The organism is Pseudomonas sp., assembly GCF_049645325.1.
Classification (GTDB): domain Bacteria; phylum Pseudomonadota; class Gammaproteobacteria; order Pseudomonadales; family Pseudomonadaceae; genus Aquipseudomonas.
This window is the reverse complement of the sequence record NZ_JBARTQ010000700.1, coordinates 1-16,213: the sequence shown is the minus strand read 5'-3', so window position 1 is coordinate 16,213 and position 16,213 is coordinate 1. Positions and strand designations below refer to the sequence as shown.

Sequence of the window (16,213 nt, the reverse complement as noted above, 5' to 3'; positions counted from 1 at the left end):
CCCTCGGCCAGCTGGGCGCATTGAACCGCGCCGCCTTTGATAAGCCGGTTGCCGCCATCACCGGTTCCAGCGGTAAAACCACAGTCAAGGAATTGCTCGCCGGTGTCCTGCGTACACGCGGGCCGGTGCTCGCCACCCGTGGCAACCTGAACAACGATTTCGGCGCGCCGCTGACCCTGCTCGAACTGGCCCCGGAACACACGGCGGCGGTGATCGAGCTGGGCGCTTCGCGCATCGGCGAAATCGCCTACACCGTGGCGCTGACCAAGCCCCACGTGGCAATTATCAACAACGCCGGTACCGCGCATGTCGGCGAGTTCGGTGGCCCTGAGAAAATCGTCGAAGCCAAAGGTGAAATCCTCGAAGGCCTCGATGCGTCGGGCACCGCGGTATTGAACCTCGACGACAAGGCTTTCGAGACCTGGCGTCTACGCACGGCCGGTCGCAAAGTCCTGACGTTTGCCGTGCTGAACGCGGCAGCTGATTTCCACGCCTCCAACATCACCGTCGATGCCCGTGGCTGCCCGTCCTTTACCTTGCACACACCGCAAGGCGATGAACACGTGCAGTTGAACCTGCTCGGCAACCATAACGTCGCCAATGCCTTGGCCGCTGCCGCTGCGGCGTCCGCCTTGGGCGTGTCGCTGTTCGGCATCGCCACCGGGCTTGGCGCAGTGCAGCCGGTCAAGGGCCGCACCGTCGCGCAATTGGCGACTAACGGCATGCGTGTGATCGACGACACCTACAACGCCAACCCGTCCTCCATTAATGCTGCTGTCGACCTGTTGACGGGCTTTGCCGGGCGCAAGGTGCTGGTGCTGGGCGACATTGGTGAGTTGGGCGACTGGGCTGAACAAGGGCACCGCGAAGTCGGCGCCTACGCCCGTGGCAAAGTCGACGCGCTCTACGCGGTCGGCACGAACATGGCTCACGCTGTTGAAGCCTTCGGCCCCGGTGCACGGCATTTCGCAACCCAGGCCGAGTTGATCCAGGCGCTGACGGCGGCTGAACACGATAAAAACACAACCATTTTGATCAAGGGATCGCGCAGCGCGGTGATGGAAAACGTCGTCGCGGCCTTGTGTGGCTCAAGTACGGAGAAACATTAATGCTGCTGCTGCTGGCTGAGTATCTGCAACAGTTCCACAAAGGCTTCGCGGTCTTTCAGTACCTGACCCTGCGCGGGATCCTGGGTGTGCTGACCGCGCTGTCTCTGTCGCTGTTCCTGGGGCCGTGGATGATCCGCACCCTGCAGAACCTGCAAATTGGTCAATCGGTTCGTAATGACGGCCCGCAGTCGCACCTGTCCAAATCCGGCACCCCGACCATGGGCGGCGCGTTGATCCTGTCGTCCATCGGCATCAGCACCTTGCTGTGGGCCGACCTGCACAACCGCTACGTCTGGACGGTGCTGCTGGTGACCCTGTTGTTCGGCGCCATCGGCTGGGTTGATGACTACCGCAAAGTGATCGAGAAAAACTCCAAGGGCCTGCCGAGCCGCTGGAAGTATTTCTGGCAGTCGGTGTTTGGCCTGGGCGCGGCGATCTTCCTTTATGCGACTGCGCCAAGCGCGGTCGAGACCACCCTGATCATCCCGATGCTCAAGGACGCCAGCATTCCATTGGGCATCGGCTTCGTGGTGCTCACCTACTTCGTGATCGTCGGCTCCAGCAACGCGGTGAACCTGACTGACGGCCTCGACGGCCTGGCGATCATGCCGACGGTGATGGTCGGCGGGGCGCTCGGCATCTTCTGCTACCTGTCGGGTAACGTGAAATTCGCTGAATACCTGCTGATCCCCTATGTACCGGGCGCGGGCGAATTGATTGTGTTCTGCGGCGCGCTGATCGGTGCCGGCCTGGGGTTCCTGTGGTTCAACACCTACCCGGCGCAAGTCTTCATGGGCGACGTCGGCGCGCTGGCGCTGGGCGCAGCCTTGGGCACCATCGCGGTGATCGTCCGCCAGGAAATTGTGCTGTTCATCATGGGCGGTGTGTTCGTGATGGAAACCCTGTCGGTGGTCATCCAGGTGGCCTCCTTCAAATTGACCGGGCGCCGCGTGTTCCGCATGGCGCCGATTCACCACCACTTTGAACTCAAGGGCTGGCCTGAGCCGCGCGTGATCGTCCGTTTCTGGATCATCACCGTGATTCTGGTCCTGGTCGGCCTTGCCACCCTGAAACTGAGGTAGAAACGAGTGTCCCTGATCGCTTCAGACCACTTCCGCATCGTTGTCGGCCTCGGCAAGAGCGGCATGTCCCTGGTTCGCTTCCTGGCGAACCGGGGCACGTCGTTTGCCGTCGCCGATACGCGGGAAAATCCACCGGAGCTGGTCACGCTGCGCCGTGACTACCCGCACGTGGAAGTGCGTTGTGGCGAGCTGGATGTCGAGTTTCTGTGCCGTGCCGACGAGCTTTACGTGAGCCCGGGCCTGGCCCTGGCGACACCGGCCCTGCAAGCCGCAGCGGCGCGTGGCGTGAAGCTGTCCGGCGATATCGACCTGTTCGCGCGTAACGCGAAGGCGCCGATCGTGGCCATCAGCGGCTCCAATGCGAAAAGCACCGTGACCACCCTGGTCGGTGAGATGGCGGTTGCGGCCGGCAAGCGCGTGGCCGTGGGCGGCAACCTCGGCACGCCGGCGCTGGATTTGCTCAGCGACGACGTCGAGTTGTACGTGATGGAGCTGTCGAGCTTCCAGCTTGAAACCACCCACGACCTCGGCGCTGAAGTGGCGACCGTATTGAACGTGAGTGAAGACCACATGGACCGCTACAGCGGCCTGCCGGCGTACCACCTGGCCAAGCACCGGATCTTCCGCGGCGCCAAGCAGTTTGTGGTCAACCGCCAGGATGCCCTGAGCCGTCCGCTGATGGGCGAGGGCCTGCCATGCTGGACCTTCGGTCTCGGCAAACCCGACTTCAAGGCCTTCGGCATTCGCGAAGAGAACGGCGAGAAATACTTGGCCTTCGAATTCCAGAACCTCATGCCGGTGCGCGAGCTGAAAATCCGTGGCGCACACAACCAGTCCAATGCCTTGGCGGCCCTGGCGCTGGGCCATGCGGTCGGCCTGCCGTTCGATGCCATGCTGTCGAGCCTGCGCACTTTTGCCGGTCTTGAGCACCGCTGCCAGTGGGTGCGCGACCTCAACGGCGTCAGCTATTACAACGATTCCAAAGCCACCAACGTCGGTGCTGCCTTGGCCGCCATCGAAGGCCTGGGTGCCGATATCGACGGCAAGCTGGTACTGATCGCCGGCGGCGACGGCAAAGGCGCGGACTTCAAGGACCTCAAAGGGCCGGTGGCTGAACACTGCCGCGCCGTGGTGCTGATGGGCCGCGACTCCGACGTGATCGCCGCCGCCCTCGGCGACGGCGTGCCGCACGTGCGTGCGACGTCGCTGGACGACGCCATTGCCCAATGCAAAGCCCTGGCCCAGCCAGGCGATGCCGTGCTGCTGTCGCCGGCGTGCGCCAGTTTCGACATGTTCAAGAACTACGAAGAGCGCGGCCAGCTGTTCGCCCGCGCCGTGGAGGCCTTGGCATGAGCATCAACTTCAGGAATATCATCAAGCCGTACCCATCGCCGATCATTACCGGGCGTGGCATCGACCTCGACTTCCCCATGCTCGCCGGCTGCCTCGCGCTGCTCGGCCTGGGCCTGGTGATGATCACCTCGGCTTCCTCCGAAGTGGCGGCCGTGCAGTCGGGCAACACCCTTTACATGATGATCCGTCACCTGGTGTACCTGGTGATCGGCCTCGGCGCCTGCATCGTCACCATGATGATTCCCATCGCCACCTGGCAGCGCCTGGGTTGGCTGATGCTCATCGGTGCGTTCGGCTTGCTGATCATGGTGATCCTCCCCGGCATCGGCCGCGAGGTGAACGGTTCGATGCGCTGGATTGGCTTCGGCGCGTTCAACGTGCAGCCGTCGGAAATCGCCAAAGTGTTTGTGGTGATCTACCTCGCTGGCTACCTGGTGCGTCGCCAGAAAGAAGTGCGCGAAAGCTGGATGGGCTTCTTCAAGCCATTCATCGTGCTGCTGCCCATGGCCGGCCTGTTGCTGATGGAGCCCGACTTCGGCGCCACCGTCGTAATGATGGGCGCGGCGGCGGCGATGCTGTTCCTCGGCGGCGTCGGGCTGTTCCGCTTCACCTTGATGGTGGTGCTGGCGGTCGCGGCGGTGACGGTATTGGTACAGGCGCAACCCTATCGAATGGCGCGTCTGATCACCTTCACCGACCCATGGTCCGACCAGTTCGGTTCCGGCTACCAGTTGACCCAGGCACTGATCGCCTTCGGTCGCGGCGAGTGGCTGGGCGTGGGCCTGGGCAACAGCGTACAGAAGCAGTTCTACCTGCCGGAAGCGCACACCGACTTCGTGTTCTCGGTACTCGCCGAAGAGCTCGGCGTGGTCGGTTCGTTGTGCACCGTCGCGCTGTTCGTGTTCGTGTGTGTACGCGGCATGTACATCGGCCTGTGGGCCGAAAAGGCCAAACAGTATTTCGCCGCCTACGTGGCGTATGGCTTGTCGTTCCTGTGGATCGGCCAGTTCCTGATCAACATCGGTGTGAACGTCGGCCTGCTGCCGACCAAGGGCCTGACCTTGCCGTTCCTCAGTTACGGCGGCAGCTCGCTGGTGATCTGCTGCGCGTGCCTGGGCTTGTTGCTGCGCATCGAGTGGGAGAGTCGAACCCACCTGGGCAGCGAAGAGATGGAATTCAGCGAAAGCGATTTTGCCGAGGAGCCGAACCATGGGCGCTAACGTGCTGATCATGGCGGGCGGCACCGGGGGCCATGTGTTCCCGGCCCTGGCGTGCGCGCGGGAGTTCCAGAACCGTGGCTATACCGTGCACTGGCTCGGTACACCGCGCGGCATCGAAAACGAATTGGTACCGAGTGCCGGTTTGCCACTGCATTTGATCAACGTCACCGGTTTGCGTGGCAAGGGCAAATTGTCCCTGCTCAAGGCGCCGTTCGTGTTGCTCAAGGCGGTGTGGCAGGCGCGCAAAGTGATGCGTGAATTGAAGCCGGTATGCGTGCTCGGCTTCGGCGGTTATGTGACCGGCCCAGGTGGCGTTGCCGCCAAGCTCGCTGGTGTGCCGGTGATCGTGCACGAGCAGAACGCCGTCGCCGGTACCGCGAACCGCTTGCTGGTGCCGTTGGCCACGCGAGTGTGTGAAGCGTTCCCGAAAACCTTTGCTGCCTCGGACAAGCTTCGCACCACCGGCAACCCGGTGCGTACCGAACTGTTCATGGACATTGCCCGCCAGGCACTGCCCGGGCGCAAGGCGCACCTGCTGATCCTTGGCGGAAGCCTGGGCGCAGAGCCTTTGAACAAATTGCTGCCGGAAGCGGTGGCGCAACTCCCTGTGGAACTGCGCCCCGAAATCTTCCATCAGGCGGGCAAGAACCACGATGAAGTCACCGCAACGCGTTATCGCGACGCCGGTGTGGACGCCACTGTGCAGCCCTTCATCAAAGACATGGCCCAAGCCTATGGCTGGGCCGACCTGGTGGTCTGTCGCGCTGGTGCGTTGACCGTCAGTGAACTGGCCGCCGCCGGTCTGCCGTCCTTGCTGGTGCCTTTGCCCCACGCCATCGACGATCACCAGACCCGCAACGCCGAATATTTGGCCGGGGAGGGCGCTGCCTTCCTGCTGCCGCAAAGAACGACTGGCGCCGCCGATTTGGCCGCACGCCTGACCGAGGTTTTGATGCAACCGGAACGACTCAACAGCATGGCGAGCACCGCAAGCCGCCTGGCCAAACCTGACGCAACCCGCACCGTGGTCGATATCTGCCTGGAGGTGGCCCATGGTTGAGAATCAGAAAGCCATGCCGCAACCCGAGATGCGCCGCATCCGTCGCATTCACTTTGTCGGCATCGGCGGCGTGGGCATGTGTGGCATTGCCGAAGTATTGTTGAACCTGGGCTATCAGGTGTCTGGCTCGGACTTGAAAGAGTCGCCGGTCACCGACCGCCTGAAGTCGTTTGGCGCGCAGATCTTTATCGGCCACCGTGCTGAGAACGCCGCCGAGGCTGACGTGCTCGTGGTGTCCAGTGCCGTCAACACCTCCAACCCGGAAGTGGCCACCGCACTGGAGCGGCGCATTCCGGTAGTGCCACGCGCCGAGATGCTGGCCGAGCTGATGCGCTATCGCCACGGCATCGCCGTCGCCGGTACCCACGGCAAGACCACCACCACCAGCCTGATCGCCTCGGTGTTCGCCGCCGGTGGCCTGGACCCGACCTTTGTGATCGGTGGGCGCCTGAATGCAGCGGGCACCAATGCGCAGCTCGGCACCAGCCGCTACCTGATCGCCGAAGCCGATGAAAGTGACGCCAGCTTCCTGCACCTGCAACCGCTGGTCGCTGTGGTCACCAATATCGACGAAGACCACATGGCCACCTACGACGGTGACTTCAACAAGTTGAAGAAAACCTTCGTCGAGTTCCTGCACAACCTGCCGTTCTACGGTTTAGCGGTGGTGTGCCTCGATGACCCGGTGGTGCGTGAAATCCTGCCCTTGGTCAAGCGCCCAACCGTGACTTACGGCTTCAGCGAAGACGCTGACGTGCGCGCTATCAATGTGCGCCAGGCAGGCATGCAAACCTTCTTCACCGTGCTGCGCCCTGACCGTGAGCCGCTGGATGTGTCCGTGAACATGCCGGGCAACCACAACGTGCTCAACTCCCTGGCGACCATCTGCATTGCGTCCGATGAAGGCGTCAGTGATGAAGCCATCGTTGAAGGTCTGTCGCGCTTTGCCGGTGTGGGCCGTCGCTTCCAGGTCTACGGCCAACTGCCGGTAGAAGGTGGTGACGTGATGCTGGTGGACGACTACGGTCACCACCCGACCGAAGTCGCCGCGGTGATCAAAGCCGTTCGCGGTGGCTGGCCGGAGCGCCGCCTGGTGATGGTGTACCAGCCGCACCGCTACAGCCGCACGCGCGACTTGTACGACGATTTCGTCAATGTATTGGCCGACGCCAATGTGCTGCTGCTGATGGAAGTCTACCCGGCCGGTGAAGAACCGATTCCGGGCGCCGACAGCCGCAAGCTGTGCAACAGCATCCGTCAGCGCGGGCAACTCGACCCGATCTACATCGAACGCGGTGTGGACCTGGCGCCGATCGTCAAGCCGCTGCTGCGTGCCGGTGACATCCTGCTGTGCCAGGGCGCCGGTGATATCGGTGGTCTTGCGCCTAAATTGCTGGCGAGCCCGCTGTTTGCCGCCGTGCAGGAGAAGTCGAAATGACCACCGATTTCGGCACCCTGTTCTCCACCATCGCTCCTGCCGACTTCGGCCGTGTGGCGGTATTGTTCGGCGGCAAAAGCGCTGAGCGTGAAGTGTCGCTCAAGTCCGGCAATGCCGTGCTTGAAGCCTTGCAAAATGCCGGTGTGAACGCATTCGGCATCGACGTAGGCGATGATTTCCTCGCCCGTCTGCAGGCCGAAAAGATCGACCGTGCCTTCATCATTTTGCACGGCCGTGGCGGTGAAGACGGCAGCATGCAAGGCCTGTTGGAGTGCCTGGGCATCCCGTATACCGGCAGCGGCATCCTCGCGTCGGCACTGGCAATGGACAAGTTGCGCACCAAGCAGGTGTGGCACAGCCTGGGTATTCCAACCCCGCGTCACAGCGTGCTGTGCAGCGAAGACGATTGTATTTCTGCAGCCAAGGAACTGGGCCTGCCTTTGATCGTCAAACCTGCCCATGAAGGCTCCAGTATCGGCATGGCTAAAGTGAACTCGGCCGCCGAATTGATCGACGCATGGAAAGCGGCAAGTACCTACGATTCGCAAGTGTTGGTGGAACAGTGGATTCAAGGCCCTGAGTACACCATCGCCACCCTGCGTGGCCAGGTATTGCCGCCTATCGCATTGGGCACCCCCCACACCTTTTACGACTACGACGCCAAGTACGTGGCTTCCGACACTCAGTACCGGATCCCGTGCGGCCTCGACGCAACCAAGGAACAGGAATTGATGGACCTCACGGCGAAAGCCTGTGAGGCGCTGGGTATCGCCGGTTGGGCGCGGGCAGACGTGATGCAGGATGACCAAGGGAATTTCTGGTTCCTTGAAGTCAACACCGCTCCCGGCATGACCGATCACAGCCTGGTACCTATGGCTGCTCGTGCCGCCGGTCTGGATTTCCAGCAGTTGGTGCTGGCGATCCTCGCCGCAAGCATTGAGCCAAGAGGCTAAGCACATGAACGGCGCATCGCTTCGTCATCAGCCCCCGCAAGCACCCGGCCGCAAGCCGGTGCCACGGGGCGCCAGCCGGATGGTGGCTAAAGAGCCGATGTCGGCGCGCCTGCCGAAAGCCAACTTTGGCTTTATCAAAGCGTTGTTCTGGCCGGTGTTGCTGGTGGTGTTGGGCTTCGGCACTTATGAGGGCGCACAGCGTCTGTTGCCGTATGCCGACCGACCGATCACCAAGATCAGCGTGCAAGGCGACCTGAGCTACATCAGCCAGCAAGCGGTACAGCAGCGCATCGGCCCGTACCTGGCGGCGAGCTTCTTTACCATCGACCTGGCCGGTATGCGCGCGGAGCTGGAGCAGATGCCGTGGATCGCCCACGCCGAGGTCCGCCGCGTCTGGCCGGACCAGGTGACGATCCGCCTGGAAGAGCAACTGCCCGTCGCCCGTTGGGGTGATGGCGCGCTGTTGAACAACCAGGGCCAGGCATTTGCGCCTCGCGAAGTGGCGAATTACGAGCACCTGCCGCAGTTGTTCGGGCCGCAGCGGGCGCAACAGCAAGTGATGCAGCAGTACCAGGCCTTGAGCCAGATGCTGCGGCCGCTGGGCTTCTCCATCGCACGCCTGGAATTGCGTGAGCGGGGCAGCTGGTTTTTGACGACCGGGGCAGGCAGTTCCGGCCCGGGCATCGAGTTGTTGCTGGGACGCGACCGCTTGGTGGAAAAGATGCGCCGCTTTATTGCCATCTATGACAAGACCTTGAAAGAACAGATTACGAACATTGCGAGCGTCGACCTGCGTTACGCCAACGGCCTGGCCGTCGGCTGGCGTGAACCAGCTGCGCCGACGACAGCCAAACCCGCTGTCGCGAAGAATTAAGAAGAGGCAGGACCCATGGCAAACGTGCAAAGCGGAAAAATGATCGTCGGTCTCGATATCGGCACCTCCAAAGTGGTGGCGCTGGTCGGCGAGGTCGGTGAAGACGGTGTTATCGAAATCGTCGGTATCGGCACGCATCCGTCCCGGGGCCTGAAGAAGGGCGTGGTGGTGAACATTGAGTCCACCGTGCAATCGATCCAGCGCGCCATCGAAGAAGCGCAGCTGATGGCCGGTTGCCGGATTCACTCGGCGTTCGTCGGCGTGGCCGGCAACCATATCCGCAGCCTGAACTCCCACGGCATCGTGGCGATCCGCGACCGTGAAGTCAGCGCGGCTGACCTTGAGCGTGTACTCGACGCCGCCCAGGCCGTGGCGATTCCGGCTGACCAGCGCGTGCTGCACACGCTGCCGCAGGACTACGTGATCGATAACCAGGAAGGCGTGCGTGAGCCGTTGGGCATGTCGGGCGTACGCCTGGAAGCCAAGGTTCACGTGGTGACCTGCGCCGTCAACGCTGCACAGAACATTGAAAAATGCGTGCGTCGCTGTGGCCTGGAAATCGACGACATCATTCTTGAGCAGTTGGCCTCGGCCTACTCGGTATTGACCGACGACGAAAAAGAGCTGGGCGTGTGCCTGGTGGACATCGGCGGCGGCACCACCGACATCGCGATTTTCACCGAAGGTGCGATCCGTCACACCGCCGTGATCCCGATTGCCGGCGACCAGGTCACCAACGACATCGCCATGGCGTTGCGTACACCGACCCAGTACGCCGAAGAAATCAAGATCCGTTACGCCTGCGCCCTGGCCAAGCTGGCCGGTGCCGGCGAGACCATCAAGGTGCCAAGCGTGGGCGACCGTCCACCGCGTGAGCTGTCGCGCCAGGCCTTGGCCGAAGTGGTCGAGCCGCGCTACGACGAGCTGTTCACCCTGATCCAGGCTGAACTGCGCCGCAGTGGCTACGAAGATTTGATCCCGGCCGGCATCGTGCTGACCGGCGGCACCTCGAAGATGGAAGGCGCGGTCGAACTGGCCGAAGAAATCTTCCACATGCCGGTTCGCCTGGGCGTGCCCCACGGCGTCAAAGGCCTGGGCGACGTAGTGCGCAACCCGATTTATTCCACCGGTGTGGGCTTGCTGTTGTACGGGCTGCAGAAGCAGACCGACGGCATTTCCCTGTCGGGCCCGAGCATCCGTGACAGCTACCGCAACGACGACGAAGCGAAAGCGCCGTTGTTCGAACGGCTGCAGGCTTGGGTAAAAGGCAATTTCTAAAGATTTACCGCAACACCGCAGTAAGCAGTAGGCGAAAAAACTAGAGAAAACGAAAGGAGAGGGAACATGTTTGAACTCGTAGACAACATCCCCGCAAGCCCGGTTATCAAAGTAATCGGTGTCGGCGGTGGCGGCGGCAACGCTGTCAATCACATGGTCAAGAGCAACATTGAAGGCGTTGAATTCATCTGCGCCAACACTGATGCCCAGGCGCTGAAGAGCATCGGCGCGCGGACCATCCTGCAATTGGGCACAGCCGTGACCAAGGGCCTCGGCGCTGGCGCCAACCCGGAAGTCGGCCGTCAAGCCGCGCTGGAAGACCGCGAGCGTATTGCTGAAGTGCTGCAAGGCACCAACATGGTGTTCATCACCACCGGCATGGGCGGCGGTACCGGTACCGGTGCAGCCCCGATCATTGCCGAAGTGGCCAAGGAAATGGGGATTCTGACCGTTGCTGTCGTGACGCGTCCGTTCCCGTTCGAAGGCCGCAAGCGCATGCAGATCGCCGACGAAGGCATCCGTCTGCTGTCTGAAAGCGTCGACTCGTTGATCACCATTCCCAACGAGAAGCTGCTGACCATCCTGGGCAAGGACGCAAGCCTGCTGTCCGCATTCGCCAAGGCTGACGATGTACTGGCCGGTGCCGTTCGCGGTATCTCCGACATCATCAAGCGCCCGGGCATGATCAACGTCGACTTTGCCGACGTACGTACTGTCATGAGCGAAATGGGCATGGCGATGATGGGCACTGGCTGCGCCAGCGGTCCGAACCGTGCGCGTGAAGCCACTGAAGCGGCGATTCGCAACCCGTTGCTGGAAGACGTGAACCTGCAAGGTGCACGCGGCATCCTGGTGAACATCACCGCCGGTCCTGACCTGTCCCTGGGTGAGTACTCCGACGTGGGTAGCATCATCGAAGCCTTCGCTTCCGAGCACGCAATGGTCAAAGTCGGTACCGTTATCGATCCGGACATGCGCGATGAACTGCACGTGACCGTGGTTGCTACCGGCCTGGGCGCGAAAATCGAGAAGCCTGTGAAGGTTATCGACAACACCGTTCACACCGGCCATAACAGCCACGCCAGCCAGCAAGCTGCCGCTCCAGCGCCGTCGCGCCAGGAACTGCCGTCTGTGAACTACCGTGACCTGGACCGTCCGACCGTGATGCGCAACCAGGCTCAGGCCGGTGCTGCTGCGTCCCGTAGCTTGAATCCGCAAGATGATCTGGACTATCTGGACATCCCGGCATTCCTGCGTCGTCAGGCCGATTAATGGAATGTATCAGGGCTATGAAGGTGATTGGTGTTCAGCAAAGGTCTGGTCTGTTATTATCGCCAGCCTTTGTTGATACCAGTTCGCAATTTGCGCTGAAGCGGTCCAAGCCATGATTAAACAACGCACCCTGAAGAATATTATCCGTGCCACAGGTGTAGGTCTGCACTCCGGGGAGAAGGTATACCTGACCCTCAAGCCCGCACCTGTCGACACCGGCATCGTGTTTGTTCGTGCCGACCTGGACCCTGTGGTGCAGATTCCTGCTCGCGCGGAAAACGTTGGCGAAACCACGATGTCGACCACGTTGGTCAACGGTGACGTCAAAGTGGACACGGTGGAGCACTTGCTCTCGGCCATGGCTGGCCTGGGCATCGATAACGCCTACGTCGAGCTCTCCGCGTCCGAAGTCCCCATCATGGATGGCAGCGCTGGACCCTTCGTATTCTTGATTCAATCTGCCGGCCTGGAAGAACAGGACGCAGCCAAGAAGTTCATTCGCATTCTGCGGGAAGTGACAGTAGAAGACGGCGACAAGCGCGCCACCTTCGTCCCGTTCGAAGGCTTTAAAGTGAGCTTTGAGATCGATTTCGATCACCCGGTATTCCGTGACCGCACCCAAAGTGCAAGCGTGGATTTTTCCAGCACTTCGTTCGTAAAAGAAGTCAGCCGCGCCCGTACCTTTGGTTTCATGAGTGACATCGAGTACCTGCGCAAGCACAACCTCGCACTCGGCGGCAGCGTTGAAAACGCCATTGTGGTCGACGCGGATGGTGTACTGAACGAAGACGGCCTTCGCTACGAAGACGAATTCGTGAAGCACAAGATCCTCGATGCAATCGGTGACCTCTACCTGCTGGGCAATAGCCTGATAGGCGAGTTCAAAGGCTTCAAGTCGGGCCACGCCCTTAACAACCAGCTTCTGCGCAAGTTGATTGCACAGACAGACGCTTGGGAAGTCGTGACCTTCGAAGATGCCAGCACCGCACCGATCTCTTACATGCGTCCCGTTGCGGCGGTGTAAGTAACAACTCTCTTTTCTTTAGTTTTGAAAGGCTGCCTTCGGGTGGCCTTTTTTATGCCGATTGTTCCCACCGCGTGGGCATAACTCTTGTGGCGCTCTGCGTCAGGCTTTGGGACGCGGAGCGTCCCCTGCTGCATTCCCACGCGGAGCGTGGGAACGATCATCAGCGCTAACGATCCGATTACGCCCGCTGTGCTTGGCCTCATACAACGCCTGGTCTGCACTGAGCAACAATGCCTCCAGCGACATGCGGCTGCGTTTATCCCAGCTGCTCATGCCGATGCTCACCGTAATCGGGCGCTCGGCATTGGCTGCCCGTGGCAAATGCTCGACGCTGCTGCGGATGTGTTCAGCGATTACCCAGGCGCCCTTGGCGTCGGTATGCGGCAGCACCACCGCGAACTCCTCTCCGCCATACCGCGCCGCCAGGTCGGCCGGGCGACGGATGTTGTCGCTGATCACCTGGGCGACCTTGCGCAATGCCTCGTCGCCGCCATGATGGCCGTGACGGTCGTTGAACGCCTTGAAGTGGTCCACGTCGATCATCAGCAACGTCAGCGGTTCGGTGGAGCGCTGGGCGCGGTCCCATTCCAGGCGCAGGCGCTGGTCCAGGGTGCGGCGGTTTGCCAGGCCGGTGAGCGCATCGGTGGCTGCCAGTTCTGACAGCACCTGCTCGGCGCGATGACGGCGGCGCAGCTCATTGCTCAGCATCCACGCCATCCATAGCAGGCCAATGCACAGCACCCCGGTTGCGAGGCTGATCAGCAGTGCCGCACGCTTCCATTGGGCGAATATTTCGTCGGTAGACAGCGCTACCGCCACGATCAGCGGCAGATCGCCGACGCTGGAAAAAGTGTAGAGCCGCCCCTGGCGATCGACGCTGGAGATGCCCTGAAAGCTGCCGTCGTGCTCCCTGAGCATGCGCGCCACATTCGGCCGCTGGCTCAGGTCTTTGTCGACCATGTCCAGCTCCAGCATCGGTTCCTGGGCCAGCAGGATGCCCTGTTGATTGATCAGGTTGATGGTGCTGTTGCTGCCGATGTTCAAGCCACTGAATAGCTGATGGAAGTACGACAGGCGCATCGAGGCCACCGCCACGCCCTGGAAACGCCCATCCGGCGCGGAGACCCTGCGGCTGAACGCGATTCGCCATTGGTCGTCACACACGCAGCGCGCCATGAATGGGCGGCTGATGTACAGGCCGATGTCGGGGTTGGCCTGGTGTATCTGGAAATAGTCGCGATCGGCGAAGTTGCCGGTCTTGGGAGTGAGCAGCGAAGAGTCCGCGATCACCTCGCCATGGCTGTCCAGCAGCAGGATGTCGCCCTTGTAAGGCGCGGCGGTGGAGCGGTCGAACAGCACCAGGTGACGAATGTCGGCGGAAACACTGTGTAGATCATTGCGCTCGGCCGCGGCGATCAGCCCTTTGAGGGTCATGTCGTACAGCTCGACGTTGCGCAGCACGTCTGCATCGATCAATTGGGTGATGTTGCTCGCCGTGCGTTTGGCGGTCTGCAAGGTGTTGGCATGTTCACGAATCAGCAGGGCCGTGACGATTCCTACAATCACCAAAACCGTGAGGACGCTTCCCACGATCAGCAAGCGTTCCGGGCGACGTGTGGGGCGAGAGAGGCTCGGGCTCATCGGGCTTACTTCTGCTTCGAGGATGCCCATAGCGTAGTAGCAACTCTGGAATTTGGCGCAGGGCTTCAATGTGGGAGTGGGTGTGCTCCCACATCAGATCGGCATCCTCAGACGGCTTTTTGCTTAAAACACGTTGATCGGGTAATCCACGATCACCCGGTATTCATCCACATCCCGGTCGACCGCCGCGTAGCCATTGCCGCCGCGGTTGGTCGCCCATTGCAGGCGCACGGCCAAATTTTTGGCCTTGCCGCCCTGCACCACGTATTTGAGGTCGATATCCCGTTCCCAGTGCTTGGCGTCTTTGCCATCGGCGCTGTACCAGGCGCTGTAGCCACGGCTATTGGGGTCCACCTTGGTCAGGTCGGTCTTGCCGCTGATGTAGGACACCGCGGAGGTCAGGCCAGGCATGCCGAGGCCTGCGAAGTCATAGGCGTACTTGAGCTTCCACGAACGCTCGTTCGGGCCGTTGAAGTCCGAGTATTGCTGGGAGTTGTCCAGGTACACGCTGTCGCCCTGGGTGATGTAGTCGAACGGCGTGTTGCCGTTGACCCGCTGGTAAGCGGCGGTGACGCTGTGGTTGCCCACACCCACGGTGAAATGCAGGCTGTAGGTGTTGTTGTTGATGCTGCCCAGCAGCGACTGCCCGGTGTCCTGGGTGTGGTAGTAGTGCAGGCCAGGGTTGAGGCTCACCAGGTCGTTCAGCGCGTAGGTGTAGTCCAGGTCGTAGTAATACTGGTGCCACACGTCTTTGAGTTCGGAGGCGTACAGGTTGCTGGTCAGGCCCGGAACACCACTGAACGAAACGCCGGCCCAATCCAGGTGCTGGCTGTCGGCGTGGTCCGGCAATGTGCCGTAACTGGTGCCGATGCGGCGATGGCCGCTTTGGTTGTAGAGCTTGGTGAAGCTGGCCTGGCCGCCTTCGAGCATCCAGCCGTCAAAGCTGTGGTTGGTAACGCTCACGCCACGGAAGGTCTGCGGCAGCATGCGCGTCATGCCGCCGGCGATCACCGGGTTGTTGAGGAACAGGTCGCCAGCCTTAAGCTCGGTGTCGAACGCGCGCATTTTCAAGGTGCCCCCCGCCGTCGAGAACGAGCCGGGGGCTTTGCCGTTGCCACTGCCGTACGGAAGGATGCTGGACCCATCGGTGCCGCCACCGCCGTCGAGTTTGAGGCCGAGCATGGCGTTGGCGTCCAGGCCGAAACCGACGGTGCCTTGGGTGTAGCCGGATTCGAACGTGCCGAGAAAGCCTTGGCCCCATTCCTTGCTGTCATTGGTGTGGATGTCGCGACGGTCGCGGTTCATGTAGTAGTTGCGGGTGTTGATAGTGAGGTGGGAGCCTTCGACGAAACCGTCGGCGGGGGTGGTGTCTGCCGCGCGGGCAAGGGGGGCGATCGTTGCTGCAATCGCTAGGAATAGCGGGGTGAACGTCAGCGAGTTCTTCACCGGTGGAGCTCCTTTGGTCAATCGAAAACGGCCAATGTCGTGGGGGTGTGCCTGGCCTTTTTTTACGGCAAAAAAAAGCCGCTGAAATCAGCGGCTTTAAGACAGATTCCCAGTGTAGAGCCCTGGAAATAAGTCGAGGGGAATTGGGGTGAGCGGGGTAGCTGTCTTTGCCGTCGCGCTCATCGGTGCGTCAAAGTAACGCAGGTGAGCGGTGCGATATAGAGTGTAACAAGATAATGACTGTTGCCCAAATGGCAACAATTTGAAGTGCTTGCTTCTACTGTTGGTGGGTGGGACTGGTAGCCGAACGGGATTCAGCTGATGCACCGCGATCCAAATGTGGGAGCGGGCTTGATCGCGAAGGCGGTGAGGCGGTTGGGTTGGGTAGTTGGTCGGTATGCATATCCGGTATTTGGGTGATGGCTGGTATGGGTTCCGCTCTTACAGCGGCTCACTTTTG

The 16,213-nt window shown here is 61.4% G+C and carries 13 protein-coding genes; 11 read left to right on the top strand and 2 right to left on the bottom strand.

What is annotated here, in order from left to right; genetic code table 11:
• From WBB95_RS29890 to lpxC, 11 genes are all read left to right on the top strand, one after another.
• Positions 1 to 1,109: UDP-N-acetylmuramoyl-tripeptide--D-alanyl-D-alanine ligase (locus WBB95_RS29890; RefSeq protein WP_424490862.1), on the top strand; the 1,109-nt coding region annotated here is incomplete at its 5' end.
• Positions 1,109 to 2,191, top strand: a complete 1,083-nt coding sequence (mraY, locus tag WBB95_RS29885) for a phospho-N-acetylmuramoyl-pentapeptide-transferase (RefSeq protein WP_424490861.1) — start codon at positions 1,109 to 1,111, stop codon at positions 2,189 to 2,191. The genes WBB95_RS29890 and mraY, both read left to right, overlap by 1 nt.
• Positions 2,192 to 2,197: 6 nt before the next feature.
• Positions 2,198 to 3,544 (top strand): UDP-N-acetylmuramoyl-L-alanine--D-glutamate ligase, encoded by a 1,347-nt coding sequence (murD, locus tag WBB95_RS29880; RefSeq protein ID WP_424490860.1) that lies wholly within the window; start codon positions 2,198 to 2,200, stop codon positions 3,542 to 3,544.
• Complete coding sequence (ftsW, locus tag WBB95_RS29875) at positions 3,541 to 4,764, top strand: putative lipid II flippase FtsW (protein ID WP_071486025.1); 1,224 nt, start codon at positions 3,541 to 3,543, stop codon at positions 4,762 to 4,764. Before murD ends, ftsW begins: the two co-directional genes overlap by 4 nt.
• Positions 4,754 to 5,824, top strand: a complete 1,071-nt coding sequence (gene murG, locus WBB95_RS29870; protein ID WP_424490859.1) for an undecaprenyldiphospho-muramoylpentapeptide beta-N-acetylglucosaminyltransferase — start codon at positions 4,754 to 4,756, stop codon at positions 5,822 to 5,824. The genes ftsW and murG overlap by 11 nt, the downstream gene beginning before the upstream one ends.
• A complete protein-coding gene (murC, locus tag WBB95_RS29865; RefSeq protein WP_424490858.1) occupies positions 5,817 to 7,262 on the top strand; it encodes a UDP-N-acetylmuramate--L-alanine ligase in 1,446 nt (481 codons plus the stop codon). The genes murG and murC overlap by 8 nt, the downstream gene beginning before the upstream one ends.
• A complete protein-coding gene (locus tag WBB95_RS29860) occupies positions 7,259 to 8,215 on the top strand; it encodes a D-alanine--D-alanine ligase (RefSeq protein WP_424490857.1) in 957 nt (318 codons plus the stop codon). The genes murC and WBB95_RS29860 overlap by 4 nt, the downstream gene beginning before the upstream one ends.
• Before the next feature lie 4 nt (positions 8,216 to 8,219).
• The gene (locus tag WBB95_RS29855) at positions 8,220 to 9,089 is read left to right on the top strand and encodes a cell division protein FtsQ/DivIB (protein ID WP_424490856.1); all 870 of its coding nucleotides are present in this window, start codon (positions 8,220 to 8,222) and stop codon (positions 9,087 to 9,089) included.
• Between the two features lie 15 nt (positions 9,090 to 9,104).
• A complete protein-coding gene (gene ftsA / locus WBB95_RS29850; RefSeq protein WP_122487589.1) occupies positions 9,105 to 10,367 on the top strand; it encodes a cell division protein FtsA in 1,263 nt (420 codons plus the stop codon).
• A 66-nt stretch (positions 10,368 to 10,433) separates the two neighbouring features.
• A complete protein-coding gene (gene ftsZ / locus WBB95_RS29845; RefSeq protein ID WP_424490855.1) occupies positions 10,434 to 11,639 on the top strand; it encodes a cell division protein FtsZ in 1,206 nt (401 codons plus the stop codon).
• A 112-nt stretch (positions 11,640 to 11,751) separates the two neighbouring features.
• Positions 11,752 to 12,663 (top strand): UDP-3-O-acyl-N-acetylglucosamine deacetylase, encoded by a 912-nt coding sequence (lpxC, locus tag WBB95_RS29840; RefSeq protein WP_003216227.1) that lies wholly within the window; start codon positions 11,752 to 11,754, stop codon positions 12,661 to 12,663.
• 102 nt (positions 12,664 to 12,765) lie between these two features.
• On the opposite strand, the gene WBB95_RS29835 is transcribed toward lpxC, so the two are convergent.
• Together WBB95_RS29835 and WBB95_RS29830 are read right to left on the bottom strand one after the other, a co-directional pair.
• The gene (locus tag WBB95_RS29835) at positions 12,766 to 14,307 is read right to left on the bottom strand and encodes a diguanylate cyclase (RefSeq protein ID WP_424490854.1); all 1,542 of its coding nucleotides are present in this window, start codon (positions 14,305 to 14,307) and stop codon (positions 12,766 to 12,768) included.
• A gap of 123 nt (positions 14,308 to 14,430) precedes the next feature.
• A complete protein-coding gene (locus tag WBB95_RS29830) occupies positions 14,431 to 15,753 on the bottom strand; it encodes an OprD family porin (RefSeq protein ID WP_424490853.1) in 1,323 nt (440 codons plus the stop codon).
• Between the last annotated feature and the right edge of the window lie 460 nt (positions 15,754 to 16,213).

What these genes read in the sequence shown, in the direction of transcription:
- mraY (WP_424490861.1), top strand. Translation starts at nt 1,109, where the DNA reads ATGCTGCTGCTGCTGGCTGAGTATCTGCAACAGTTCCACAAAGGCTTC.
- ftsW (WP_071486025.1), top strand. Translation starts at nt 3,541, where the DNA reads ATGAGCATCAACTTCAGGAATATCATCAAGCCGTACCCATCGCCGATC.
- murG (WP_424490859.1), top strand. Translation starts at nt 4,754, where the DNA reads ATGGGCGCTAACGTGCTGATCATGGCGGGCGGCACCGGGGGCCATGTG.
- murC (WP_424490858.1), top strand. Translation starts at nt 5,817, where the DNA reads ATGGTTGAGAATCAGAAAGCCATGCCGCAACCCGAGATGCGCCGCATC.
- WBB95_RS29860 (WP_424490857.1), top strand. Translation starts at nt 7,259, where the DNA reads ATGACCACCGATTTCGGCACCCTGTTCTCCACCATCGCTCCTGCCGAC.
- WBB95_RS29855 (WP_424490856.1), top strand. Translation starts at nt 8,220, where the DNA reads ATGAACGGCGCATCGCTTCGTCATCAGCCCCCGCAAGCACCCGGCCGC.
- ftsA (WP_122487589.1), top strand. Translation starts at nt 9,105, where the DNA reads ATGGCAAACGTGCAAAGCGGAAAAATGATCGTCGGTCTCGATATCGGC.
- ftsZ (WP_424490855.1), top strand. Translation starts at nt 10,434, where the DNA reads ATGTTTGAACTCGTAGACAACATCCCCGCAAGCCCGGTTATCAAAGTA.
- lpxC (WP_003216227.1), top strand. Translation starts at nt 11,752, where the DNA reads ATGATTAAACAACGCACCCTGAAGAATATTATCCGTGCCACAGGTGTA.
- WBB95_RS29835 (WP_424490854.1), bottom strand. Translation starts at nt 14,307, where the DNA reads ATGAGCCCGAGCCTCTCTCGCCCCACACGTCGCCCGGAACGCTTGCTG.